We start from the raw sequence: 23,955 nt of genomic DNA, 5'->3' as shown, positions 1-23,955 counted from the left end.
ACGATGGCCCGCCCCTACAATGCGCTCAACTTTTCAACAATAGCGGTTCGGGCGCGTTCGGCTACGTGTTCGATGCTGGCGTCGGTGGGGTCGATGGGGGGGAGTACCGTCCACGACATCCGGGTGAATGACCGGAGAGGAAACAGGCCACGTGGGTTGAAATGGCCCGTGTTGGCAATGGCAATGGGCACCACCAGCGCGTCGGGGGCTTTTCTGAGCAAAATAGCCAGTCCGGCAGGGGCAAATTCGCGGGGTTCGTTGGAAGCGCTGCGGGTGCCTTCGGGAAAAATCACGACCGAGCACCGCCGCTTGTTCAGTTCTTGCCCCAGCCGACTTAGCTGCCCCATCGACTGCCGAACGTCTTTCCGGTCAATAAGGGCTGCTCCGCTTTGGCGCAGGTTATACGATATGCTTGGAATGCCCCGCGACAGCTCGACTTTGGCAACAAAAACCGGATTCTGGCGGCGCAGAAACCAAAGAATTGGCGAGATGTCGAAGAGGCTTTGGTGGTTAGCTACGAAGAGCAGGGGGCGGTTGGTTGGCAGGGGAGCGTCATATTGAAACCGGAACGACGAACCGGTTAGCCACCAGCCATAGACTATTGAGGCGTTGAGCCAGTCGGCTACCTTTTTTTGGGCCGGACGACCACCCAACCAGTAGGCTATTAACTGGGCCAGGTGAAAAAGCAGGAGGGTTAGGCCAAAATAGAGCAGGTACAGCGGCGTGAGTAAGTAATCAATTAGCTTCTTCATGGGACCGTTGAGGTTAAAATCAATGCAATAGCGCCCAAAAATAGGTAACAAGCCAATTATTATGCTTTACTTTTGTATAGGCACAAGGCGATTCTTGCCCTGTATTATGTGCTATTGTTAAGGCGAAACGCCTGTAAATCAACCCTCACCGTGACCTTCAGGATCGAAGTAATGCAATATATCGGGGCCAAGATGGATGCCCTGATTGCCGAGTATTTAAAACCTATTGAGACCAACTGGCAACCCGCCGATTTGTTGCCTGATTCCACCCGCCCCACATTTTTAGACGAAGTTCGGGTGTTACAGGAGCAGGCGCAGGCATTGCCTTATGATTACCTGGCCGTACTGGTAGGTGACACGATTACCGAAGAAGCCCTGCCTACCTACGAGGCGTGGCTCATGGACGTTGATGGTGTTGACCAGACAAACCCCAAGGGCTGGTCGCAGTGGGTGCGCGGCTGGACGGCCGAAGAAAACCGCCACGGCGACCTGCTCAACAAGTTTTTGTACCTGTCGGGCCGGGTAAACATGCGGGCCATGGAGACCTCAACGCAATACCTGATCGCCGACGGCTACGATATTCAGACCGGGCGTGACCCCTACCGGAATTTCGTCTACACGTCGTTTCAGGAACTGGCCACCAACATTTCGCACCGCCGCACCGCCACGCAGGCCAAGCAGTCGGGCAATACGTTGCTGTCGCAGATTTGTGGGGTGATTGCCGCCGACGAGATGCGCCATGCGAAGGCGTACAAAGCGTTTGTTGCCGAAATCTTCACCCACGACGCCTCCGGCATGATGCTGGCGTTTGAAGACATGATGCGCAAGAAGATTGTCATGCCCGCCCACATGCTCCGCGAGAGCGGCGTGAACCTGGGCAACACCTATTCGCACTTCTCCGACGCCGCCCAGCGCATTGGCGTATACACGGTCCGTGACTACATACAGATCCTGGAATCACTGCTAAACGACTGGAAAATAGACGCTTTCGCCGACCTCTCCGACGATGCCCAGCGCGCCCGCGACTACCTCATGGCGCTCCCCGCCCGCCTCACCCGCCTCGCCGACCGCACCCGCATACCCAACCTGGCCTACGAGTTTAGCTGGATAAAGTAGAGGAGGAAGTAGCAGTGGGCAGTGGTACGTCGGGGACTGCACCAGTATGCCGGACCACGGCGAACTAGCCTAGTCGAAGGGCACTTATCGCGAAGCCACTACGCACGTACCACTCAACGTTCATCACTAAAATTGAATGCTTTCTGAATCTGGCTCTTGATGATGGAAACGTAGCGCGTTGGAAATAAGCGCGTTATCCATTCTATTTGGCGGGCGTCGTTGCCAATGAGGACGCGGGCTTTGCGGCGGGCCACACCAGCCAGGATGATTTCGGCGGCGCGGGCGGGTGTGGTTTTGGCGGCCGCGGCGAACGAGGCGGCTCCCTGTTTGTGCATGGTTTCGGTGACAAACCCGCCTTTACCAATGCGGGCGGCAGCGGCGATGTTGGTTTTGATGCCCCCCGGATGTACGCAGGTAACGCTGATGCCCGTACCCAGCAGCTCCATCCGTAGCACATCAGAAAAGCCGCGTACGCCGAATTTAGCCGTGCAGTAGGCCGACTGGTTTTCTACCCCCGCCAACCCGAAGACGCTGCTGATGTTGACGATCTGTCCCCGGTTGTGCTGTTGCATATAAGGCAAAAACGCTTTCGTCATCCGGATAACACCCCAGAGATTGATGTTCAGCAGCCACTCAAAATCAGCGAGATCGGTGGTGGCGAAGGGGCCGCTGCCCAGGGCAACACCGGCGTTGTTGATCAAAATCAGGGGTTTTTCGGGGTGTAGCGTGGGAATGATCATTGCCGCAAATGCCTCGATTGCCGCCGCATCAGCCACGTCGAGGCGGTGGGTCTGCAGCTTGCCGCCCGCCAGCTGGTTTGTCTCGGCGAGGGTCGCTTCGTTGATGTCGGTAGCCATGACGGTTGCCCCCGTCAGGGCCGCCTGCCGCGCCAGTTCGCGCCCAATGCCGGAACCTGCGCCGGTGATGAGTAGGGTGTTCATAGAAGAGGAAGGGAGAATGTAAAATGGCTTCGCGCGGGTCGGCTACGCGCTGTGGACCCTTCGACAGGCTCAGGGTGACAGGGAACTTGAATCAACGTACCTGAACTGATTTAGATGGGCTGTCACCCTGAGCCTGTCGAAGGGCAATCCGCGCGAAGCCGACCCGTCGGACCGCATTTTACATTAAAAACCTACACCAAATGTAATGGCGCGCTTGCCATTTGCCGGTGCTGACCGCCGGGCTGGAGCTTTTCGATTTCGCGGATTACGTCGACGATGCCTTTGAGGGGGATTTTCACCCAAGTGGGGCGGTAGCTGATTTCGTAACCCAGTTCGTAGACGGCTTTTTCGAGTAAGTAGATGAGCAACAGGTAGTTGATCTCACCGTTGTCGTAGAACATCGGGTGGGGTGAGCCGAAGGTGTCGAGGTACGCGTCGAGGTAGGTGTCGCGGATGAGTTTGTACCAGCGGTCAGATACCACCTGTAGCTTTTCGGGCGAGATACCCTCCGTTTCGGCGGCGTTGAAGAGCTTGGCACTCACCGCGTAGTGGTACGACCGGATCATGCCCGCCACGTCTTTCAGGGGCGAATGCTTGATCTTGCGGTCGGCGATAGTGCTTTCGGGTTCACCCTCAAAGTCGATGATCACATAATCGTCGGGGAGGGCCAGCACCTGCCCCAGGTGGTAGTCGCCGTGGATGCGGATGCGGCACGAGCCGAGCGGGCGCGTCTGGAAATCGGCCACAAAATCGTCGATCATCTCTTTGGCCTCCATAAACACCCACGCCAGCCGTTGCGCCTGCGGGTCGAGGCGGTCGTAGTTGTTGACCAGCAGGTCGTAGCGGCGGTTAAGCAGGTCGGTGAAGCGGCCCGTGAGGAAGGTGCGGTAGTCGTCGGTGAAGGGTTCGGAGAAAAAGGCCGGGTCGTCGGTTTTTTTGTACAGGGCCAGGTGCATTTCGGCGGTGCGCCGGCCCAGCAGGGCCACTTTCTCGAAGACGTCTTCCTTCACGGCAAAAAGCCGGTTGGGCACCGCGTAGAGGAAATCGTTGAGGTAGTCGCCGGTCATGTCCCAACTGTCTTTGTTGTCCGCAACCATGCGCTGCATCATGCCCAGCGTGATGGGTTCGGTGCCGGGCTGCTGCCAGGTAAATTGCCCCGCATAGGCCGGAATAGCCCCGAAACCACCCGTTTCGGTCAAAAACGCCACCATCTCCACCTCCGGGTTCGTCTGCGCAAACAACTTCCGGTACAGTTTCATAAACAGCAATTCCCCCTGCGATGCATAGCCAAACACCAGCGCCGAATTGCTCGAATCCACGGGCAGCACCCGCGAAATCAGCGCATCGCCGGGAGCGCCATCGGCCAGGCCCAGCCCCCGACTAAACAGGAGTTGCCCCGCCCCGTCTACTGGTTGCGTCACCACGTCGCTGGCGGCCAGATGCCGGAACAGTGCCTCGCGAAACCGGGCCACGTAGATGGCATCGACCAGGTGTCCCGGCATGTCGGCAAACGTGGCGGTGGTCAGGATACCCTTGTCAGGAATGGCGTCGGTAGTGGTGCCGTCGGGTACAAACGCCAGGGGCAACTGGTACTGCTCCGGCTCCCCATCGGCATAGGTGGCTTCCAGAATAAGCAGGTAAAACGGCTGACCGTCAGCCGGTTGGTCTGCCAGCGTCAGCACCGACTGCACCCGCACACCGGTTTGCTGACGGGCTTTTCCGGCAAACCACCGGCAGGTGTTGACATAGGCCGGCAGCACGTCGGCAGCCAGTTGCGCGTGAAGATCAATGTCGGTAGCAAAGGCCGAGAAGGGGAGGGTCGAGTTCATTTTACAGTATGCAGTTCTACAGTATGCAGTGGGTAAGCTTCGCGTGCGGCTCACCTCACCCCCGCCCCTCTCCTCCAACCAGGAGAGGGGAGTCTTACCAAAATAAAGTACTTAATTAGGCTTACCCTTGGTTGCAGAATTTCCTAACTCGTCTCCCCTCTCCTGGTTGGAGGAGAGGGGCTGGGGGTGAGGTGAGCCGCACGCGAAGCACTGCCTACTGCCACTGCCCACTACTTCCTATAATCCAATGCGGGTTTGCGATCACCCAATAAGGCTTCGTACTTGAAGTTGGCACCGCGTTTCTGGAGCCATTCGGCGCGGGCTTTTTCGATCAGGGCGGGGTTGTTATATAAATCCAAGGCTGTCAGCGCCAGGGTTTTAGCCGCCACGATCATGCCTTTCTGGCCGATGCTCATGCCGCTTGCCGCCGTCGACTGCCAGCTATGGGCGCTGGAACCGGGCACCCACGTTGCCGTCTGCAGGCCCACCGTCGGCACCGTCCAGCTCACGTCGCCCACGTCGGTGGAGCCGCCGCTCGTGGCGCTTTCCGAGGCGTCGCGGAAGTCTTTAATCTGGGCGGCGTTGGTGATGGGTACGCGCTGATCGTCGGGGAAGGTGTTGCGGATTTTCTCGGCGAAGGCCGTTTCTTCCGGCGTGTAGGTGATGCCGCCCACCGTTTTCAGGTTGGTATGCATAGCCTCGGCCAGGGTCACGTTGGGCAGCAGGTTAAACACACCCCCCAGCACTTCCCACTCCACCTTCGTACCGGTGCCTTTGGCAGCCCCTTCGGCGGCGTTTTCAATTCGTTTCCAGACGCTTTGCAGAATGTCGCGGTCTTTGTGGCGGGCGTAATAGTACACCTCGGCATAGGCGGGCACCACGTTGGGAGCCTCGCCACCCTTCGTGATCACGTAATGTATCCGCGTATCCGACGGCACGTGTTCGCGCATCATGTTGACCATCATATCCATCGCCTCTACGCCGTCGAGTGCCGACCGGCCCCGTTCGGGCGAGGCGGCGGCGTGGGCGGCAATGCCCCGAAACCGGAACTTGGCGTTTTTGTTGGCCAGCGACGTGCCCGCATCGGCCGCGTTTTGGGCACCCGGATGCCAATGCAGTACTACGTCGACGTCGTTAAACAGCCCTTCGCGCACCATGTACACCTTACCCGCGCCGCCCTCTTCGGCGGGGCAGCCGTAGATTCTGACCGTGCCCGCGTGACCGGCCTTGAGCCAGTTTTTCACCTCGACCGCCGCCGCCACCGAGGCCGTGCCGAAGAGGTTATGCCCGCAGCCGTGCCCGCCTTTCTGGTTGGGAATGGGCGTGAAATCGGGTTTGGCCTCCGTGGCGAGGCCCGGCAGGGCGTCATATTCGCCCAGGATGCCGATGACGGGTTTGCCCGACCCGTAGGTGGCCACAAAGGCCGTGGGGATGCCCGCCACGCCCGCTTTCACGTCGAAGCCTTCCTTCTTTAGCTGTTCCTGCAGCAGCAGCGAGCTTTTTTCTTCCTGATAGCCCAGTTCGGCAAAGTCCCAGATCTGTTTGGAAAGGCCCGCGTATTCGGCAAACCGCTTGTCGAGGTCGGCGATGATGGCCTGCTTGTCGCGATCAGGTGAGGTTGATTTTGGCGCGGCTTTCTTCGCCTGGGCAAATGCCAGCGCGGGCAGCAGCAGGAGGGAGACGAGGAGTTGTTTGGTCATGTGGGTTGTATTGGGTTGCTTTTGATTCCTCAGCATCTCGCCATGGTGTTTTTGTCATCCCGCCTTCTTTTGTCATCCCGACGACAGGAGGGATCTAGTGCCCTAATGGACAATTCGGTTGTGGGAAAGTAGATCCCTCCTGTCGTCGGGATGACAAAAACACCACGGCAAGACGATGAGAAAATTGTCTGGTAAAGACGTATGAAGGTATACGCCAATCCCTAAAAATACCAATTTACCCCACAGCCCCGGTAGTCAATGCCACATTACATCTTTGCCTACTACCACACCGCTCGTTATGACCCCGCCCGACGCACCCCGCTTAGCCCATTACGTCCGCCAGTTTAGCCGCCTGAAACAGGGTGGCACCAAGTACGGCAAGGCCCCACATAAGCCCGTTTTGCTGCTGACAATCATTGAGTTACTGGAGAAAGGTATCATCACCGATAACCGCGTGGGTGTGACGCCGGAACTGGTGGCGACATTCAAAGAAAACTTTGCGCTGCTGGCCGAGGCGGGTCCTAATGATGATTTCACGCAACCCTTTTTTTACCTGAAAAACGAAGGCTTCTGGTTCCTGCAACCCAAACCCGGCTACCAGATCGACGTTTATATCCGTAGCGTGAACACCCTGAGCGAGCGCCTCGATTACGCCCATTTCGCCAACGACCTCTACGCGCTGCTAACGGATACGTACCCGCGCCTGCTGCTGAGAAACACCCTGCTGGACACCTATTTCCCCGCCCGCAAAGCGGAGTTTCTGCGCATCAAAAACGCCGGACGCAGCTACCTGGGCGACCTGGAAACGTACCTGCTCAACGAACCCACAGGCACCTACCAACCCGCCCTGACCGCCGACGATGAAGAAACGCGCTTTGTGCGCGGTGGACTATTTAAACGCCTAGTGCCGCAGGTCTACGATTTTACCTGCGCCATTTCCGGAATGCGGGTGATTACCACCGGGGGCACGTCGCTGGTGGAGGCGTGCCATATCGTACCGATCAGCGTATCGGGCAACGACCACGTGAGCAACGGCATTGCCCTCTGCCCAACCCTGCACACCGCCTTTGACCGGGGCATGATCGGCATCGACGCCCAATACCGCGTCCTGATCTCCCCCGCCCTCACCGACAACCCCGCCAGCCCCTACAACCTCCATCAATTCGCCGGGCAATCCCTCCGCCCACCTCTAGGCAAGCAGCATTACCCAAATAGGGAAGCGTTTGAGTGGCATTTGCGGGAAAAGTTTAGGAGATAGATCATATTCTGCTTAAACTAATCTAAAATCGTACGTCGGCAAATAGGAATAGCTAAATTTTAGAATCGTTTCTATCTCGAAAGTAGTCTAAAAGAGGTTTAAAACTATAACCCATTCCCGCAATATTTGGCTCAAGCAGTATGCCGTCTATTAAGGCTCTTCCAAGGCCTTTTTTCATTTCTTTTGCTATCTTAAAATCAGACAAGTCCTTGTTCTCAACAATGTCTTTAAATATTCTGTCAACATAATTGACAACATCTGTCGTACTTGTACAGTACTTCTTTAAAGGAAATAAAATAATTTTGTAATCATCTCTATTTATGTCACCTTGTCTTCCGTCAAAACTCTCTCTGAATTCATTTGGGTGACGGTTAGTTATCAGAATTGCTGGTAGTACTTCATCTGCATTTTCGCCATTGATATTATGGTATGAAAATACGCTGTCGCAGAAATGGACTCTGTTGCCTATACTTCCAATAACAACGGCATCATGTTGGCTAGCGATTTCAGCCATTTTGAGAAAATTGCTACTCAGCGCATGTCCTAAAGGCTCATACCAGCCATAGTCAAGAAGATATATGTAGTAACTTCGTTTTGCGTCGGGTACCCCAGCTAAAGTTTGTATATAAAGTCCCATCTTAAAATTATGTTTGTTGTAGTAATCAATTTTCGGTGAAATTTCTCTATTAAGATAGCTTGGGACCGTGAGTGTTATGATCCAAACTTTAACTAAATAAAATTACAATCAAGCCTTGAAATCAATTAAAATATTTGTCTATTAATGAACTATGGACATTGTTCATTAATAGACAAATATTTTAAATGTTACTTGCCGATAGCGCCAGATAACAGAGCCTTGCAAACTATATAAAATTTTCTACTCAAACAAGCCTAACTGCCCGTCTTGCTTGGATACGTACCTAAACGTGTCTTCTTGAGCATAGTGCAGGCCACCGAACTTGTCAATCTTGCGCTTGATTGTGCGGATGGTATTGTCCATCTCGTTCATAAGGTGTTTGGTGGTGAAGCGCAAGGGTGCCCAATTAGCTACAGCAGAAATCTGATTATTGCGGTTTTTGTCATATATGACCTGCTCTGGCTTCATATGGTATTCGTCACCGTCACACTCAACATTGATATTGCCATTTTTACAGAAAAATGCAAAATCGCAAATCCAGTTCTGTTCATTAGTCTGTAAAAAAAACTGCCTCTCGGCGGGCAGATTATGCCTCTTCAATTCCGCCCATAAACGATCTTCCAAAGGGCTGTCGGCGAAAATATCGTTGATCTCGTCGGCGTGTTGCAGTTTGTCGAAGGTCGTTGGAATGAATAGTAATTGCCTGCCCCGATGGCTGATAATGGGTTTGGGAAGTGCCTCCAGTGGCCCGAAACTGATTTTATAGTATGTCTTATCTGATTTGCTGTTTAGCGTCTCATCGGGAAATAAGAACCGCCTCCGCATTACGTTAATGCTTGTCACCACAGCCACATGGCGAATCGAATACTTCCATTCGCCAAAGCTTTTTTTGAAGTAGAACGAGATATAGCGCAGGCTACCATCCTCCACCATAGCCGGAACGCGTGAACTGGTTGGAATGCGATACCAACCCTCGTCACGGGCCAACAGGAAATCGGTCTTGTCTTTAAATAAAGCTACGAGCGTGTCGTTAAGCGGGCGTTTGCTCATGGTTGTAAAGATGAGGCAAACGTAATATAACTACAAGGCTACTAACCAATGCATTAGCTATTTTTGTGCTGATTATCAGCCCTTACTATGAGTTTCTACGACAACATCCGCATTGATTCGGCTCAGTTGCCACTCACGCCCGCAGACGTTGAGCGATTGGGAGCCGGTGTGATTATGTTCCAGACGAAATCATTGGAGGACAAATACGGGGTATACAACATTACGAGCGAGGGGTACCTGGAAACGGTAGCCGCTATGTCCGCTAAAGGATGGGAGAGCAAAACGCGCTGGCACGAGGTCCGTCTGGTCGATGCACATGGGTACATTGTGTTCTACACGGTTGTTGATGATCACTGGTTTTGCTTCAAAGCCCGCTTTCGGGAGGGGCGTATGACGGAGGTATTTCGGCTGGGCCACAGGCCCGAAGTACATAGCCGCACCTGTACGTGGGAACTGGAAATACCCCTTGACGAACTCAAATCAGCTTATGATGCCGAGGTAATTCGCCACGAATTGAGCCAGTTAGACGCCCGCGAACGAGCGCACGTGGAAACGGAATTGGCTGATTTTGAGCAACAGTTTCCGAACGAGGAAGGTCAGTAGACAGCCGGGGCTATATACCCTTGGTGTAATTGGGTCACTGGAAAGATAAGATCCCAGTCTTTGCCCCATACTACGTTGCCGCGTTCGATGCGGAAACGTTTGAACTTGGCTAGTCGGCGATACTTATTATGTTGAGGATGAGGGTGATCCAACAAAAAAGGTCCGAAGTCAACCGTTTGTGAGGTGCCATCAGAAAAGGTCAGTTGTAGCATGTGATCGCCCACATATTCGGCTTCTGTTATTAATAGTGTCCTCATCACAGTATGTCCTTAATAATTAAGTAGCAATATTATCGGGGTAAATCATTCACGAATTTAAACAGGTTGGCGCGTCTGTCGGCTGAGTTGGTGAATAAGATCGTTCGTAGCAAGCAATCTACAGCAGCACATTCAGGGGTTCCGTTAGTTTCCAGATGGTTTGTAGGCTACACACCTGCACGTCTTTGCGGAGCCAGTAGCCGTCGGCTTCGGGAGCGTGACCAACTGTTACTCATTCATCAAAGTCGACATAAAGCATCGGTCCTGTTAAACAGATTGCCTTGTGGGCGGGTCTAAGCAAGACAACATAACTCCGATACGACTATGAAAACGCTTACGATTGATCTGAAATCGGTATTCCTGGGTGCTGGCTTGATGGGTGGCCTGCTATTGATGGCCAACAAACCCGCGCCGCAGGCCGTCCAACAGCCAGTAGATGAGGTGCGCCGCTATCAGGCTGTGACGGGTGAGCGCGGCGTGACTATTCTGGACACGAAAACGGGGCGATTTATTGTAGACCCCTACGGCTTTCAAAATCCGCGCTGGACAAAAGGTGATTTCGAGGAAATCCACGCGCGGCAGACGAAGTAGGTAGGGGCGTGCCCAGTGGCCACCTGCCCAAACAACGGCACGGCCTGGGGCGTTACGACCGTGTCTTTCTAATCGCCCGCCCGTGCTCTCTAACCAAACGCTTTCAGCACCCGCCACCCCCAACAAATGGCTTGTGCTGGCTACGCTGGCCTTCGGCACGTTCATGGCCACCCTCGACAGCAGCATTGTCAACATTGCCCTGCCCACCATCCGCCGTGAACTCGGCGCGGGCGACAGTGTGGAATGGGTGGTGCTGAGCTACCTGCTGACCACCACCAGCACCCTGCTCATCATGGGCAAACTCTCTGACTGGCTGGGGCGGCGTACCATGTACATTGCGGGGTTCGCCATCTTCGTGCTGGGGTCGGTGTTGTGCGGGCTGGCCTGGAACCTGGTGTCGCTGGTGGGGTTTCGGGTGGTGCAGGGGCTGGGGGCGGCCATCATTTTTGCCATCGCCCCGGCCATTATCTCCGACACCTTCACGCCCGCCGAACGGGGGCAGGCCCTGGGGCTGATGGGGGCCATTGTGGCGGCGGGGTCCAGCACGGGGCCGGTGGTGGGCGGACTGCTGCTGGGGAAATTCGGCTGGAGCAGCATCTTTTTCGTTAACCTGCCCATCGGCCTTATTGCCATCTGGCGGGCGTGGGTGGTACTGCCCAAAAGTCCCACGCTACCTAGTCAGGACATTCGGCGCACCTTCGACCTGGTGGGGGCGGGGCTGTTTCTGGTGGGCGTCACCACGCTGCTGACGGGCCTCGACTTCGGCCCGGAACCCGACTACGGCTGGCAGCATCCGCTGGTGCTGGGGTTGCTGGGCACCGGTTTTGTGCTGCTGGGCTGGTTTTTCTGGTGGGAAAGCCGCACACCCGTGCCCATGCTGCAACTGAGTCTGTTTCGGGTGCGGCCCTACACGTCGGCCATTGTGGCGGCCTGGCTGGCGTTTGTGGCGTCGGGGGGAAACCTGTTTATCATCCCGTTTTTCCTGCAGCAACTGCTCGGTTTTACGCCCGAAAAAGCAGGCCTTGTGTTGCTTTCCGGTCCGCTCACACTCAGCATCGTGGCTCCCATTGGCGGCTACCTGTCGAGCCGGGTCAGTACGCGCTGGCTGGCCAGTACGGGGTTGGTGCTGGCGGCGGGGGGCTACTTTTCGTTTTCGTTTTTGCAGGCCGACTGGAGCTGGCACAACGTGGTTTGGCGGAGCGCGCTCACCAGCCTGGGGTTCGCCCTGTTCCAGTCGCCCAATAGCAGCAGTGCCCTCAATGCGGCCCCGTTGGCGCAGCGCGGGGTAGCCAGCAGCATTATTGCCTTCATGCGGAACATGGGCCTGGTGGTGGGTATTGCGCTCTCGGCGGCCATCTGGTACAGCACCCGCAACTACTACGCCCAAACTTACCACACCGGCCCCATGAGCCCCGCCGCCCAATTGACGGGCATGCGCTACACCTATCTGGTCATGACTGCGCTGGTGCTGGCGGCGGCGGCCGTTTCGTTTTCCCGCGGAAAAATGAAATCCATTCCATCCTTACCCGTAAGTAATGATATTGATTAGACGGTAGTTAGCCGGGTGCCAAAAATTGTTTTCAATTCTTGCGCAACCCGAAATCTACCTAGTCCGTATTGCCACTGTACTCTTTAACCAAACAAGTGTAATATGAAAATTAGTATCGCATCCGCCATTGCCCTACTTGCCATCAGCACGCTCTCGTGCAACCATTCGCAGGAGGTGGTTAATCCAGCTGCCAACGCCCGTCAGGGGTCTTCTGGTGGCGGGGGCACCACCCCGACGCCAACGCCAACGGGAGCGCTGCCTGTGCTTACGCCCAATCCAACGCCTATCAACAACCTTGGCCCCATCATGCCAACCGGTACCTGGACGGTGAAATCCTACTACCGGGCCTTCTCCGACAAGACCACCGATTATACAGGCTACAAGCTGGTGTTTTCGCCGAATGGCACTGTCGTAGCCACCGATGATCAGGGTGCTTCTTACAGCGGCGGCTGGTATGCTACCATTGGCGGGCAGGTTGCCTACTACGGTGGGGCTATTTCCATCACGGCGCTGACGATGAATTTCGGTAAGTCAGCACCGAGCAAGCTAAGCCGGTTTAATGCCACCTGGAACGTAAATATGGCTACCACGACTACCGACGTAGTACTGGATAATTTCGAACCACTGTCAGGTGAGCGGGTTGAGTTTAGTCTGTAATTGTAGTACGCGTACCTCCTCTTTTTTAACACAAAACGGCAAAACCGGCTCAAATGAGCCGGTTTTGCCGTTTTGTGGGGTAGTAGCGCATGAATAGGTCAATGGCCGTAACGGGGTACCGGTTTTTCCCGGTTTGCTACCGACGCTGCGCTATTTCGTCCCTACGGGACGAAATACCTACAGGCGTCAGCAGCTACGGTAGGGGGGGCTACACCAACACCTGACTTACGGCCTCGCCGATGTTCATGAGGGCCTCGACTTCTTCGTCCGTAAAATCGTAGGGCACGGGCTTGGCAATGCCGAGGGTGCCGTAGAGCTGACCGTTGAACAGAACAGGTACGGCAATGGACCCCTCCACTTTAGTATCCCGCGCGGCCGGCCGCGCCACGCCCGACTCGTCGGTTTGCAGGTTGCAGAGCTGCACGGCCTCACGGCGTTCGGCGGCGATGCCCGCCATGCCTTTGCCCACGGGTATCTTTTCAATTTTGGGCACGATAAACGGCGGCAAACCCGCGTAGGCTACCAGCGTGAGCAGACCCGAATCGGGGTCGAGGCGGTGGAGCGTACCCGTGGTGCAATCAAATGTTTGCAGGGTCTGGGCCAGGAAGCGGTTCCAGTCGGGCTGATCCGTTGGCGTAGTCGGAATAAGTGTATCGAAAATGGGTTGTGTGTCGAGCATGGGCTGCGTCGTTAGTTGAGGTTAGATGACCGGGGTGGCGTAGTCATTGCAAAAGTCTTACTTTTCCGGGCCATATTTACCGTTATCGCAACGATACCACCCGCTGAACTGTTCTGCATCTGATGCTTTTCGACAACCACAACCGTCCCATTACCTACCTGCGTCTGGCCGTAACGGACCGCTGCAACCTGCGGTGCTTCTATTGCATGCCCGAAGCGGGGATCAGGTATCTGCCCAAACAGCAGTTGCTTACCTACGAAGAAATGGAGCGGCTGGTGGCGGTGCTCGCCCGCATGGGTGTGTCGAAACTGCGGCTTACGGGGGGCGAACCCTTTGTGCGGGCGGGGCTGATGGGCTTTCTGGAACGACTGTCGGTCATTCCCGGCATGGACGAACTGCACATGACCACCAACGGCGTACTCACCGCCCCGCACGTGGCCGATATGGCGCGGCTGGGCATCAAATCGGTGAACCTCAGCCTCGACACCCTCGACCGCGCCCGGTTCCATCAGATCACCCGCCGCGATGAACTCCCCGCCGTCTTGACTACCCTCGACGAACTGCTGGCGCACAATATCCGCGTGAAAATCAACGCCGTGGTGATGGATGGACAGAATACGCAGGATTTGTTTGCGCTGGCTGAGCTGGCTCGTAATCAGCCCATTGACGTGCGATTTATTGAGGAGATGCCGTTCAATGGTGAGGGCAACCACTACCCTGTTCTGACCTGGACGCACCAGCGCATTTTGGCTGAACTGAAGTCGTTCTACCCTGATCTGCAACCGCGCCCCGCCGCCCCCCATGCCACCGCCACCACCTGGCAGGCCCCCGGCCATGTGGGTACTATGGGCATTATTGCGGCCTACACACGCACGTTCTGCGGGAGTTGCAATCGTATTCGCCTCACGGCGCAGGGTACGCTGAAAACCTGCCTCTACGACAACGGCGTACTCGACGTACGGGCCTTACTCAGAAGCGGCGCCACCAACGACGATCTCACGGCGGCCTTCCTGAAAGCGTTTGCCCACCGCCCCAAAAACGGGTTTGAGGCCGAAGCCCACCGCCCCGAAGTAACCGAGTCCATGTCGACCATTGGCGGGTAATTAGTGGCTGGTTTTAGCCCCTACCTGCCCGATACCAAACTGGTTTCCGGCGAAAACGGGTTTATTGTCGCGAAAGTGGATTTCCACCATCTTCTCGCTTTGCACGGCGTTATAGTGGTCGTCTTCCAGCGTGGCTACAATCCGCCGCGTTTTCACGTCGATCACGTCGCCCGTTGAGGGATAAGCATAGTGGCCATCCGCACTGAACGAAATCCACCCCGGCATGTCGCGCACCAGGATGGCCGTTCTCTGCGCGGGCGGCATCACCGTGTTATCGAACACATGAATCCGGTTGTTGGCGCCATCGCAGAGCCATAGTTCGCGCTCATCGGGCGTGAGGCCAATGCCGTGGCTGGGGCAACCGTGCCGCTTTACCTCGCCGATGTTAAATCCCTGTACTTCAACGCGGTGAAGTTTTTTGCCCGTAACCAGGTCGCCCACTTCAAAGCCCAGCAGTCCGTTCACGTTGACGTAAACGCGCGTTTGTGCTCCATTGATGGTGAAGGGCCGGATATCGGCCCCGAACGGGCCAACCTGCTTCGTTACGGTATGCGTTTTGGTATCGGCCACGTTGAGCATCGTCGACTTAAGCCCGGCCAGGTAAACGTGTTTGCCATCTGGCCCGTAGATGGTATTGTGGGCGCCTGAGTTGGTAACGATCTTACTGATCACGTCGCCGGTTTTGGCATTAACCACCGTCCAGAACTCCTTTTCCAGCGACGGCACGTAGAGGGTGGTGCCGTCGGGGGAGATGGCGATCCGGTCAGCGCCGCCTTCGTAGGTGCGTTCCCAAACCAGTTTTTCGGTGGTCAGGTCGAGGCATTGTATGGCTTCCAGGGTGCTGATATACAGGCAGTTGGTGGCCAGGCTAACGGCTACGCCCTTCACGTTTGAGGGGGTGCCGTCTTTTCGTAGCCCGCCTTTTCCCGGAATGAATTTGACAAACCGGTGCCCGTTGTCGATGTCGAATACCTGGATGCCATGACCGCCGTAGCCAAGGTAGTTGCGCACACCCGGCGTGATCACATACAGGTAGCGTTTGAGGGCGGGGGCGGGCGCAGAGGCCTGTTTTCGGGGTTTGCCACCGGGCGCCCTCCAGCCGGTCAGGGTAAACAGGCAGTAAACCATGGCCCCGAAGAAGAGTAATCTGCGTAGTGATAGCATAGGCGAATGACTGGCGAATAGCGAAAGGCGTATGTTTCTGATTGAAACAGCTTTAGTGCCTGTGACTACTGTATCAACTGGTCAGCCAAGAGCAACGAAACCATGAAAGTCAACCGCTTTCTCCTGCTGCTATTCTGTTTGATGGTTCAAGTGGCCATGGCGCAAACCGACTACGTTGGCTCCGTGACGAAACTGGCTGACCACCCGCGTATTCTGCTGCTGAAAGGCCAGGAAGTAGCCATCAAACAGACCATCGACGGCGACAAAACCTGGTCGCAGTTGCATCAGACCATTTTGGCAGAATGCAACACAATGATGGAACTGCCTCAGCTGGAACGCATTAAGATTGGCAGGCGACTGCTCGACAAATCCAGGGAGGCGCTGCGTCGCGTTTTTTTCCTGTGCTACGCCTGGCGAATGACGCATCAGGGCGCGTACCTGAAACGCGCTGAAAAAGAACTCCTGGCCATCGCTGCCTTCAGCGACTGGAACCCGACTCATTTTTTAGATGTGGCCGAAATGACCATGGCCGCCGCCATTGGCTACGACTGGCTCTACGATGACCTCTCGCCTGAATCCCGTTCCGCTATCCGGGAAGCAATAGTAACCAAAGGCATACAACCATCGCTTGACAGCCAATACAACGGCTGGCTGAAGGCAAGCCATAACTGGAACCAGGTGTGCAACGCGAGCATGGCCTACGGGGCAATGGCTATTTTCGAGGACCATCCCGCGCTGGCCAGGCAGATTATCAACCGGTCTGTTAACACCATCACCCTGCCTATGAACGACTACGGTCCGGACGGTAGTTACCCCGAAGGCTACGGTTACTGGGGGTACGGCACAAGCTTCAATGTGCTGTTAGTCAGCGCGCTGGACAAACTGTTCAAAACCGATTTCGGGTTATCGCAACAGCCGGGTTTTCTGAAAACGGCGGGTTTTATGGAGAACATGACTGGCCCCACGGGGGCTTCGTTCAACTTTTCGGATGCCGGCGTGAAAGGCGAACTGCAACCGGCCATGTTCTGGTTTGCCAACAAACTCAACGATCCGTCGCTGCTCTGGCAGGAACGCCCATACCTGACCGACCCCACCCTTGCCAGGCAGCAGGTTCGCAATCGGCTGCTGCCGGCTACCCTGCTCTGGAGTAATGGACTTAAGATCAGCAGGTTGACGCCGCCCAAAAATACCTTGTGGGTAGGCGAAGGTAAAACGCCGGTGGCCTTCCTGCGTAGCTCCTGGACCGACCCGGCGGCGATTTATGTGGCCATCAAAGGCGGTACCCCCAGTACCAACCACGCCCACATGGACGTTGGCTCGTTTGTGATGGATGCCGATGGCGTACGCTGGGCTATGGACTTCGGGATGCAGCAGTATGAATCGCTGGAGTCGAAGGGCGTGGATTTGTGGAATATGAAGCAGCATTCGCAACGCTGGCAGGTGTTTCGCTACGGCAACTCGGTACATAACACGCTGACTGTCAACGATAGTTTGCAGCGTGTTTCGGGTAAAGCCCTCATCACTAGTTCGTCGGCCACGCCGCTGTTTATGAATGCTACCACCGACCTCACTACTCTGTATAGCGATGGACTAGCCAAAGCCAATCGGGGTATCGCCATTGTCGACAAGGCCTATGTGGTGGTTCGGGATGAACTCCAGACCCCCAGCACCGAAGCCACCGTACGCTGGACCATGCTTACCCCGGCAACGGTTAAACTGGTTGGCACCACAAAGGCAGAACTAACACAGGGAGGTAAAACGCTGCTGCTTCAGGTGCAGGAACCCGCCGCCATCACCCTAAAAACCTGGTCGACCACCCCGCCGCACGACTATGACGCGCCCAATCCGGGTACGGTGCGGGTGGGGTTTGAGGTAACCATGCCCGCTAACACCAAAACGGCTTTTACGGTATTGCTGATACCACAAAAGGCAGGGGGACAGGTGATACAGACCGTGCCGCCGCTGCCATTGTGGCCCCGTTAAGCGAGGTTACTGTAACCGTCAGGCTACTGTGCTGCCCACGCGCTTGCCTTCTTTCAGCACGTTGATAAACGCCTGGTTGAACGCGGGGATATCGTGGGGATTACGGCTGGTGATGAGGTTGCCGTCGGTGACCACTTCGCGGTCTACCCAGTTGGCCCCCGCGTTGCGAAGGTCGGTCTGGATGCTGGGGAAGGAAGTCAATTCTTTGCCCCGCACCACGTCAGCTTCGATCAGCAGAATAGGCGCGTGGCAAATGGCCGCTACGGGCTTTCTGGTCTCGAAAAAATGCTGAATGAACCGCACCGCCTGCTGATCCTGCCGGAGCGTATCGGGGTTCATAACGCCGCCGGGCAGCAGCAGCGCATCGTACTGGGCGGGGTCTGCTCCCGCCAGCGGAAGATCGGTAGGGAAGGTGTTGCCCCATTCGGTTTCGTCCCAGCCGCGCACTTCGCCGTTTTTGGGCGAAATCAGGTGCGTTTGAAAACCTTCCGCCTCCAGCGCCTTCCGTGGCTCGGTCATCTCGACTTCCTCGAAGCCATCCGTTAACAGAATCGCAATTTTCTTTTCGACGGTATTATCGTCCTGCCGTTGTGGTGTCATGATTACGTTGAGTTGGTCTTTCATCACTCAACCAATGCGACGGCAAAGGGTTGGAAAACGGTAGTGGGTGGTCTATCAATAGGGTTTTGGCTATATTTGAGAAAACTCAGGCTGATATGGAAACCAACGCATTTGACTTAATCGAAACCTACGAGTCAGAAGATATCATGTCATTAAATCACTCCCGAATCATCAATCGGGTCAGCGTTGCATTAAGCCGGTATGAAGACGAGTATGAAACGTTTCCAGAGTTAGAGCTTGAACTAACCACAGGTAAGTGTAAACCCGACGTAGCCGTATATAAAAATTTACCCGTCGACTGGTTCAATGATGTCATCTATTTCACCCAAGCCCCCATCATTGCGGTCGAAGTACTTTCGCCGAAACAGGGCCTGACCGATTTGACGGATAAAGCGCTGAAGCAGTATTTTCCGGCAGGGGTTCAAGTTGTCTGGATCATCATTCCCACAACTCGCATTGTGCAAACGTTGCTCCCCGACGGCTCCATTCAAACCTGGTCAACCGGCATTCTGCGTGACCCGGTGACTGGTATTGAATTAGATTTGGGTTATCTGTTTAGGTAGATCCGATTTGTCAGACCGTACCAAAAAAGCCCGTCCAGACCTGCTGGGCGGGCTTTTTTGGTGTACACTACACCTCCCGCTCTATAATCTTCCCGCTTGCTTTTTCTTTTAGGATGAGCTTCTTTTTGCCGTAGTGGGTCATTTCTTCTTTGATCAGGTAATGATCCGCGTCGTACTCCACGGCGCCACTGACTTGGGATAGGCCCTCCTGACCGCGCCAGACCGGGAGCTGAACGGGCTCCCACTGCTTGGTTTCGGCTGATTGGTAGGCGGCGTCCAGAATGGCGTTGACCACGTAGCCGTCGTAGAACGTTTCGGCGGCGTCGCGGCCTTCTTCCACCGCCCGGAACATGTCGGTAAACATGTGATTATAGCCCAGGTCGTTTACCTCATCACCGACGGGAAAGAGCCAGCCCGCGTTGGATTCGGCCTTTTCGGCCACGTAGTCGCCCGCTGTGCCGGTGGTGAACATCTCGAAACCCGTGCGCAGAAAATTGTTGATCCAGATGGTGCCTTCGGTGCCCATCACCTCGTCGCGCAGGTCCATGCCCCCGCGGAACGTCCAGCTTACCTCAAACTGCCCGATGGCTCCGTTTTCGTATTTGACGAGCGCAATGGCGTGGTCTTCGGCGTCGATAGGTTTCACCTGCGTGTCCGCCCAGCACATCACCTCCACGGGGCGCACGTCTTTGCCGATGAAATTCCGGGCAATTTCCACGCAGTGACAGCCCAGATCGAGCATGCAGCCGCCGCCAGCCTGCTCTTTATCCCAGAACCAGTCGGAGTGGGGGCCGGGGTGAGTCTCGCGCGACTTGGCCCACAAAATACGTCCCAACGAGCCAGATTTGACCGTTTCAAGAGCTTTCAGAAACTTGGGTGAATAGCACAGGTCTTCCAGATACCCCCCGAAAATACCCGCCTCCTCTACCTGCTGCATCATCTGTAGAGCTTCGGCGGCGGTGCGGCCTAGGGGTTTGGTGCAGATCACGTTTTTCTTGTGTTTGGCGCAAAGGGCCACCGCCGGCGCGTGCAGGTTATTGGGCAGGGCAATGCACACCATGGTTACGTCTGGGTGGGCAATGACCGCCTCCATGTCCGTGGATTGAAACGAGCAACCGTAGTCGGCGGCGAATTTCTGGGCGGTTTCTTCGCGGCGGGCGTAGATGGCCACCACCTTGTCGCGGCTGCGCTGTCCCTGGAGTGATTCGGCGTAGAAACGGCCAATGAAGCCGCCGCCGAGCATGGCAATGTGTTGCATTTTTTAGAGTCTGAAGTTTAATGGCTAAGGTCTAAAGTTGCGCTGCATACTTAGTTTCTCAACCCGGCTGCGCAATTTTGACCCCGCAACGACAGTATGCTCAGGCGTTAAACGAATTGGTTACTGAGGTTGCCACTGGCTATGCGCATGGGTGTGCTACGCGCTGATTGGCTTCGCGCTACGTGCCCTTCGACAGGCTCAGGATGAGGGGGTAATGTTTTTTTGTCATCCCGACGCAGGAGGGATCTAGTTTCCTGTCTCACAATATGTCTGAAGGAAAGTAGATCCCTCCTGCGTCGGGATGACAAAAAAACACCCTGAGCCTGTCGGCGGACCGGCCTAGTCGAAGCGCCTAGAGCGCGAAGCCAACCCGCTTAACCCTTAAACTTTAAACTCTAAACTTCCCCTTGCCCGACATACTCAACATCAAGACTATCTTTTTCACGCTCTGGGGCTATCCCATGAGCTACCTGGAGTTTGCCGGGGTGGTAAGCGGGGCCGTGGCTGTCTGGCTGAGCGCACGGGCCAACGTCTGGAGCTGGCCTATTGGGGCGGTGAGCGTGGTGCTGTTTTTCTTTCTCTTCTACCAGATTCAGCTGTATCCCGACATGGGTTTGCAGGTGTTCTTTTTCGTGACCAACCTGCAGGGCTGGTGGCGTTGGACCCACCCCAAACCGGGCGAAGAGACTGTGCAGCATGAACTGAAAATCAGTCAGATGCCTGTGCAGCAGTTGGTTCTCTGGTTGGTGCTGGGTACGTTGGCTACGGTGGGACTGGGCACGTTTGCGCAGCACCTGCACACACTGCTGCCGGTGCTGTTTAGCCAGCCAAGTGCCTTCCCGTACCTCGACTCGTTCACGACGGTGATGAGTATTGTGGCTACGTTTCTGATGATTCAGAAGCGGGTGGAATGCTGGTATGTCTGGCTCGGTGTGGATCTGATCCTGACCTACGTGTATTACGTGAAGGGGGTGAAACTTGTGTCGGTAGAGTATTTTCTGTTCTGCTTCATTGCCGCGCAGGGGGCCTACCTGTGGACGAAAGAATACAGGGGCTATGGTAACGTTTCTGTTTAATGCCAAAAAACGTCGGCTTCGTGGGGCGTTCCGCCCGGTTCGTCGGCAAACGTGCGGTGAACAGGGTCTAGCCCGCTTGTTTTGAGCGTTCCTTCACGACGCCCATGAATCGGTCTGTTTTTGTTTTTATCCTATTTGCTTCATTCAGTGCCCCGGCACAGACCGTTGTGCCGTCGGTGCGGGAGGCCCTGACCATGGCCCGGCGCAGTAACCCGGAGCTGGTCAACGCCCGGCTGAACCGAACGGCGCAGGAGCAGCAGCGCACCATTGCCCGCGCCGGCTGGCTACCCACGGCGCGGTTCTACACCAATTTTGACTATAACTACGCCCTGCCCGTCTCGCTGGTACCCGCCGAGTTTTTGCCCGGTGGACGACCCGGCGAGTTTCGCGAGTTTCGGTTTGGTTTGCCCTTGTTCCTGACGGCGGGGGTAGAAGCCACCGTACCCATTCTGAACCGCCCCGCCCACGCCGATCTGGGCATTGTGAAGCAGAATCTACAGATTATCGACGAGCAGGCATTGGTGTTGCAGGACGACATCGCCACCCAAACGGCCCGCGTGTACCATGCCGTGCTGCTGACCCGCTCGGCCATCGACATCACCCGCCGCAACCTGCTGGCTGCGGATACGCTGGTGCAGATTGCCCGTCAGCGGCTGGACAAAGGGTTGATCGAACCCCTCGAATACAACCGGATCAAAGCTGTGCAGCTGACCACTGCCGATGTGCTGGCTCAGAACGAGTTGCAATTGTCCAGAAACCAGAATCAGCTTAAACTGCTACTGGGACTTGCCCCCGCCGATAGCCTCGTACTCACCGAAACCCTCGACGTGCCCCCCACTGTGGCGGCGGTTGGACCCGGTACGTTGACGCGGCCTCAGATCACGTTGCGGGAAACGCAGGTGGAACTGGCCCGGTTGCAGCTCGACCGGGAGCGGCTCCTGCGGTGGCCCACGCTCTCGGCCTACGGACGCTACAGCCAACAGGCGCAACGCAACGAGTTCAATTTTCTGAACCCCAGCGAGCGCTGGTTTACGATTGGCGTGGCGGGCCTGCAGTTTAATTTCCCGCTCTATGGCGGTGGCTTGCGAAACAGCAGCATTGCCCGCGCCCAGGGGCAGTTAAAACTGGCCGAGGCGCAGTTGGCCTACGAACAAAATCGCCAGCAAACCGACACCGACGACCTGCAAAACGCGTATGCTCAGGCTGTCCGGTCGCTCGACCTGAACCGGCAGCATTACGAACTCAGCAACCAGAACGTGCAGATCGCCCTGGTCAAATACCGGTCGGGACTGTTTGCCTACGACCAGTACCTGAACGTGTTCAACGACGCCCTGGCGGCGCAAAATCGCTTCCTGAACACCCTCTCGAACGTGTTTATTAACCAGACGCTCCTCCAAATCCGCAGCGGACAATGAAAACCACACCTTACCTCTACCTGTTTACGCTGCTCACGATGGCCGCCTGCAAGAAGACCCCCGAAGGCATTTCGCCCGCTTACCGTGAACTGACGGAGGCCGTTTATGCGTCGGGCAACGTCTACCCGCGGCAGGAGTATACGGTGACCGCCGAGGCTACCGGTCTGATTCAGCAGCGGCTGGTGAACGAGGGCGACTCGGTGCGGCCGCGTCAGTTGCTGTTTGTGCTGGAAAGCACGACGGAATCGGCCCGGCAGCAGGCGGCGGCAGCGGTGCTGCGGCAATCGCAGGCGAACCTGAACGCCAACTCGCCCGTACTGGCCGAACTCGACGCGCAGGTACGCAACGCCCGCACCCGCCTGAGCAACGACTCGCTCAACTATGCCCGGTTCCGCGAACTGTATGCCCAGAATGCTACCTCCCGCGCTGAACTCGAACGCGCCGAACTGGCCTACACGCTAGCGCGCAACACGCTTCGGGCGCAGCAGAATACCCTGCAGCGCAGCCGCAATCAGCTTCGGGTCGAGGTGGCCAACAACCGCAGCCAGCTGGTGACCTCGGAGGTGGCGGGGCAGAATACCCGCGTCCGCAGTTTCGTCGATGGCAAGGTGTATGAGGTGTATAAAGACCCCGGCGAACTGGTACGCCCCGGCGACGCGCTGGCGCTGGTGGGCAGCGGGCGGCGGCTTTACGCCCAGCTTGCGGTGGATGAAAGCGATTTTGGCCGGGTGCGGGTAGGGCAATCGGTGACGCTCAAAGCCGATGCCTACCCCGACAAGACGTTCAACGCCCGGATCACGAAAACGTACCCCAAGCTGAACCGCACCGATCAGTCGTTCCGGGTCGATGCGGAGTTTGTCGGCAACAACCCCGATGCGTACTACGGCCTGACGGTTGAGGCCAACATCATCATCCGGCAGCGGCCCCGCGTGCTGACGATCCCGAAAGCCTACGTCGTTGGCATGGATAGTGTCTGGGTGGAGCAGAACGGCCAGAAACAAAAGATCCGCTTCCAGAAAGGCACCGAAAACTTCGACCTCGTTGAAGTGCGCGGCGGCCTCACCGAACAAACTAAAGTAGTGGTGAGTGATGAATGATGAGGGCAATGATGAATGGTGGATGATGAATTTGCTTCCGCCAGCGTACCTGCTCT

The 23,955-nt window shown here is 56.2% G+C and carries 23 protein-coding genes; 12 read left to right on the top strand and 11 right to left on the bottom strand.

Translation table 11 applies throughout. The annotated features are described in order from the left end of the window. Positions 1-14: 14 nt before the first annotated feature. Positions 15-752 (bottom strand): lysophospholipid acyltransferase family protein, encoded by a 738-nt coding sequence (locus J2I47_RS11025; RefSeq protein ID WP_207364627.1) that lies wholly within the window; start codon positions 750-752, stop codon positions 15-17. A 171-nt stretch (positions 753-923) separates the two neighbouring features. Between J2I47_RS11025 and J2I47_RS11020 the strand changes: the two genes are divergently transcribed. After that, the gene (locus J2I47_RS11020) at positions 924-1,868 is read left to right on the top strand and encodes an acyl-ACP desaturase (protein WP_207364651.1); all 945 of its coding nucleotides are present in this window, start codon (positions 924-926) and stop codon (positions 1,866-1,868) included. Between the two features lie 113 nt (positions 1,869-1,981). Here J2I47_RS11020 and J2I47_RS11015 read toward each other — a convergent pair whose 3' ends face one another. The 3 genes from J2I47_RS11015 to J2I47_RS11005 all read right to left on the bottom strand — a co-directional run bounded on the left by J2I47_RS11015 (position 1,982) and on the right by J2I47_RS11005 (position 6,338). After that, complete coding sequence (locus tag J2I47_RS11015; RefSeq protein WP_207364626.1) at positions 1,982-2,809, bottom strand: SDR family NAD(P)-dependent oxidoreductase; 828 nt, start codon at positions 2,807-2,809, stop codon at positions 1,982-1,984. Positions 2,810-3,000: 191 nt separating this feature from the next. Further along, on the bottom strand, positions 3,001-4,638 hold the full coding sequence (locus J2I47_RS11010; protein ID WP_207364625.1) for a putative maltokinase: 1,638 nt from the start codon (positions 4,636-4,638) through the stop codon (positions 3,001-3,003). A 230-nt stretch (positions 4,639-4,868) separates the two neighbouring features. Continuing rightward, entirely contained in the window at positions 4,869-6,338 is a 1,470-nt protein-coding gene (locus tag J2I47_RS11005; RefSeq protein ID WP_207364624.1) for an amidohydrolase, read from the bottom strand. Positions 6,339-6,636: 298 nt separating this feature from the next. Between J2I47_RS11005 and J2I47_RS11000 the strand changes: the two genes are divergently transcribed. After that, entirely contained in the window at positions 6,637-7,596 is a 960-nt protein-coding gene (locus J2I47_RS11000; RefSeq protein ID WP_207364623.1) for an HNH endonuclease, read from the top strand. 52 nt (positions 7,597-7,648) lie between these two features. On the opposite strand, the gene J2I47_RS10995 is transcribed toward J2I47_RS11000, so the two are convergent. Together J2I47_RS10995 and J2I47_RS10990 are read right to left on the bottom strand one after the other, a co-directional pair. Continuing rightward, positions 7,649-8,233 (bottom strand): hypothetical protein, encoded by a 585-nt coding sequence (locus tag J2I47_RS10995; RefSeq protein ID WP_207364622.1) that lies wholly within the window; start codon positions 8,231-8,233, stop codon positions 7,649-7,651. 240 nt (positions 8,234-8,473) lie between these two features. Continuing rightward, positions 8,474-9,283 (bottom strand): endonuclease domain-containing protein, encoded by an 810-nt coding sequence (locus tag J2I47_RS10990; RefSeq protein ID WP_207364621.1) that lies wholly within the window; start codon positions 9,281-9,283, stop codon positions 8,474-8,476. An 87-nt stretch (positions 9,284-9,370) separates the two neighbouring features. Here J2I47_RS10990 and J2I47_RS10985 point away from each other — a divergent pair, with 87 nt between their 5' ends. Then, positions 9,371-9,886, top strand: coding sequence for a hypothetical protein (locus J2I47_RS10985; protein WP_207364620.1), 516 nt, complete (start codon positions 9,371-9,373; stop codon positions 9,884-9,886). Here the strand turns inward: J2I47_RS10985 and J2I47_RS10980 are convergent. Continuing rightward, positions 9,880-10,143, bottom strand: a complete 264-nt coding sequence (locus tag J2I47_RS10980; RefSeq protein ID WP_207364619.1) for a DUF2442 domain-containing protein — start codon at positions 10,141-10,143, stop codon at positions 9,880-9,882. The genes J2I47_RS10985 and J2I47_RS10980 overlap by 7 nt on opposite strands. Before the next feature lie 324 nt (positions 10,144-10,467). Between J2I47_RS10980 and J2I47_RS10975 the strand changes: the two genes are divergently transcribed. From J2I47_RS10975 to J2I47_RS10965, 3 genes are all read left to right on the top strand, one after another. Next, positions 10,468-10,734: a hypothetical protein gene (locus J2I47_RS10975; protein ID WP_207364618.1), complete on the top strand. Its 267-nt coding sequence runs from the start codon at positions 10,468-10,470 to the stop codon at positions 10,732-10,734. An 82-nt stretch (positions 10,735-10,816) separates the two neighbouring features. Further along, positions 10,817-12,283: an MFS transporter gene (locus tag J2I47_RS10970; protein ID WP_207364617.1), complete on the top strand. Its 1,467-nt coding sequence runs from the start codon at positions 10,817-10,819 to the stop codon at positions 12,281-12,283. A gap of 102 nt (positions 12,284-12,385) precedes the next feature. Further along, positions 12,386-12,940 carry a hypothetical protein gene (locus tag J2I47_RS10965; protein WP_207364616.1) on the top strand — a complete coding sequence of 185 codons (555 nt, stop codon included), beginning with the start codon at positions 12,386-12,388 and terminating at the stop codon, positions 12,938-12,940. 208 nt (positions 12,941-13,148) lie between these two features. Here J2I47_RS10965 and J2I47_RS10960 read toward each other — a convergent pair whose 3' ends face one another. Next, positions 13,149-13,619 carry a GAF domain-containing protein gene (locus J2I47_RS10960; RefSeq protein WP_207364615.1) on the bottom strand — a complete coding sequence of 157 codons (471 nt, stop codon included), beginning with the start codon at positions 13,617-13,619 and terminating at the stop codon, positions 13,149-13,151. Between the two features lie 122 nt (positions 13,620-13,741). On the opposite strand from J2I47_RS10960, the gene moaA reads away from it, so the two are divergent. After that, positions 13,742-14,722 carry a GTP 3',8-cyclase MoaA gene (gene moaA / locus J2I47_RS10955; RefSeq protein WP_207364614.1) on the top strand — a complete coding sequence of 327 codons (981 nt, stop codon included), beginning with the start codon at positions 13,742-13,744 and terminating at the stop codon, positions 14,720-14,722. Here the strand turns inward: moaA and J2I47_RS10950 are convergent, their stop codons facing one another. Further along, entirely contained in the window at positions 14,723-15,886 is a 1,164-nt protein-coding gene (locus tag J2I47_RS10950) for a YncE family protein (protein WP_229374500.1), read from the bottom strand. A gap of 102 nt (positions 15,887-15,988) precedes the next feature. Here J2I47_RS10950 and J2I47_RS10945 point away from each other — a divergent pair, with 102 nt between their 5' ends. After that, a complete protein-coding gene (locus J2I47_RS10945; protein WP_207364613.1) occupies positions 15,989-17,869 on the top strand; it encodes a heparinase II/III domain-containing protein in 1,881 nt (626 codons plus the stop codon). Between the two features lie 18 nt (positions 17,870-17,887). Here J2I47_RS10945 and J2I47_RS10940 read toward each other — a convergent pair whose 3' ends face one another. Continuing rightward, positions 17,888-18,493, bottom strand: coding sequence for a type 1 glutamine amidotransferase domain-containing protein (locus tag J2I47_RS10940; RefSeq protein WP_229374498.1), 606 nt, complete (start codon positions 18,491-18,493; stop codon positions 17,888-17,890). A 92-nt stretch (positions 18,494-18,585) separates the two neighbouring features. Here J2I47_RS10940 and J2I47_RS10935 point away from each other — a divergent pair, with 92 nt between their 5' ends. Then, positions 18,586-19,053 carry a Uma2 family endonuclease gene (locus J2I47_RS10935; RefSeq protein WP_207364612.1) on the top strand — a complete coding sequence of 156 codons (468 nt, stop codon included), beginning with the start codon at positions 18,586-18,588 and terminating at the stop codon, positions 19,051-19,053. 67 nt (positions 19,054-19,120) lie between these two features. Here J2I47_RS10935 and J2I47_RS10930 read toward each other — a convergent pair whose 3' ends face one another. Further along, entirely contained in the window at positions 19,121-20,311 is a 1,191-nt protein-coding gene (locus J2I47_RS10930; RefSeq protein WP_207364611.1) for a Gfo/Idh/MocA family protein, read from the bottom strand. A gap of 407 nt (positions 20,312-20,718) precedes the next feature. Between J2I47_RS10930 and pnuC the strand changes: the two genes are divergently transcribed. The 3 genes from pnuC (at position 20,719) to J2I47_RS10915 (ending at position 23,899) form a co-directional block, all read left to right on the top strand. Continuing rightward, a complete protein-coding gene (gene pnuC, locus J2I47_RS10925) occupies positions 20,719-21,387 on the top strand; it encodes a nicotinamide riboside transporter PnuC (RefSeq protein ID WP_207364610.1) in 669 nt (222 codons plus the stop codon). A gap of 104 nt (positions 21,388-21,491) precedes the next feature. Continuing rightward, a complete protein-coding gene (locus J2I47_RS10920; protein WP_207364609.1) occupies positions 21,492-22,802 on the top strand; it encodes a TolC family protein in 1,311 nt (436 codons plus the stop codon). Beyond that, the gene (locus tag J2I47_RS10915) at positions 22,799-23,899 is read left to right on the top strand and encodes an efflux RND transporter periplasmic adaptor subunit (RefSeq protein ID WP_207364608.1); all 1,101 of its coding nucleotides are present in this window, start codon (positions 22,799-22,801) and stop codon (positions 23,897-23,899) included. The genes J2I47_RS10920 and J2I47_RS10915 overlap by 4 nt, the downstream gene beginning before the upstream one ends. The last annotated feature ends 56 nt before the right edge of the window (positions 23,900-23,955 follow it).

Origin of the sequence: Fibrella rubiginis (assembly GCF_017353185.1) — a bacterium.
Classification (GTDB): Bacteria; Bacteroidota; Bacteroidia; order Cytophagales; family Spirosomataceae; genus Fibrella; species Fibrella rubiginis.
The sequence above is the reverse complement of the archived record's forward strand: the minus strand, read 5'-3'. Positions and strand labels throughout refer to the sequence as shown.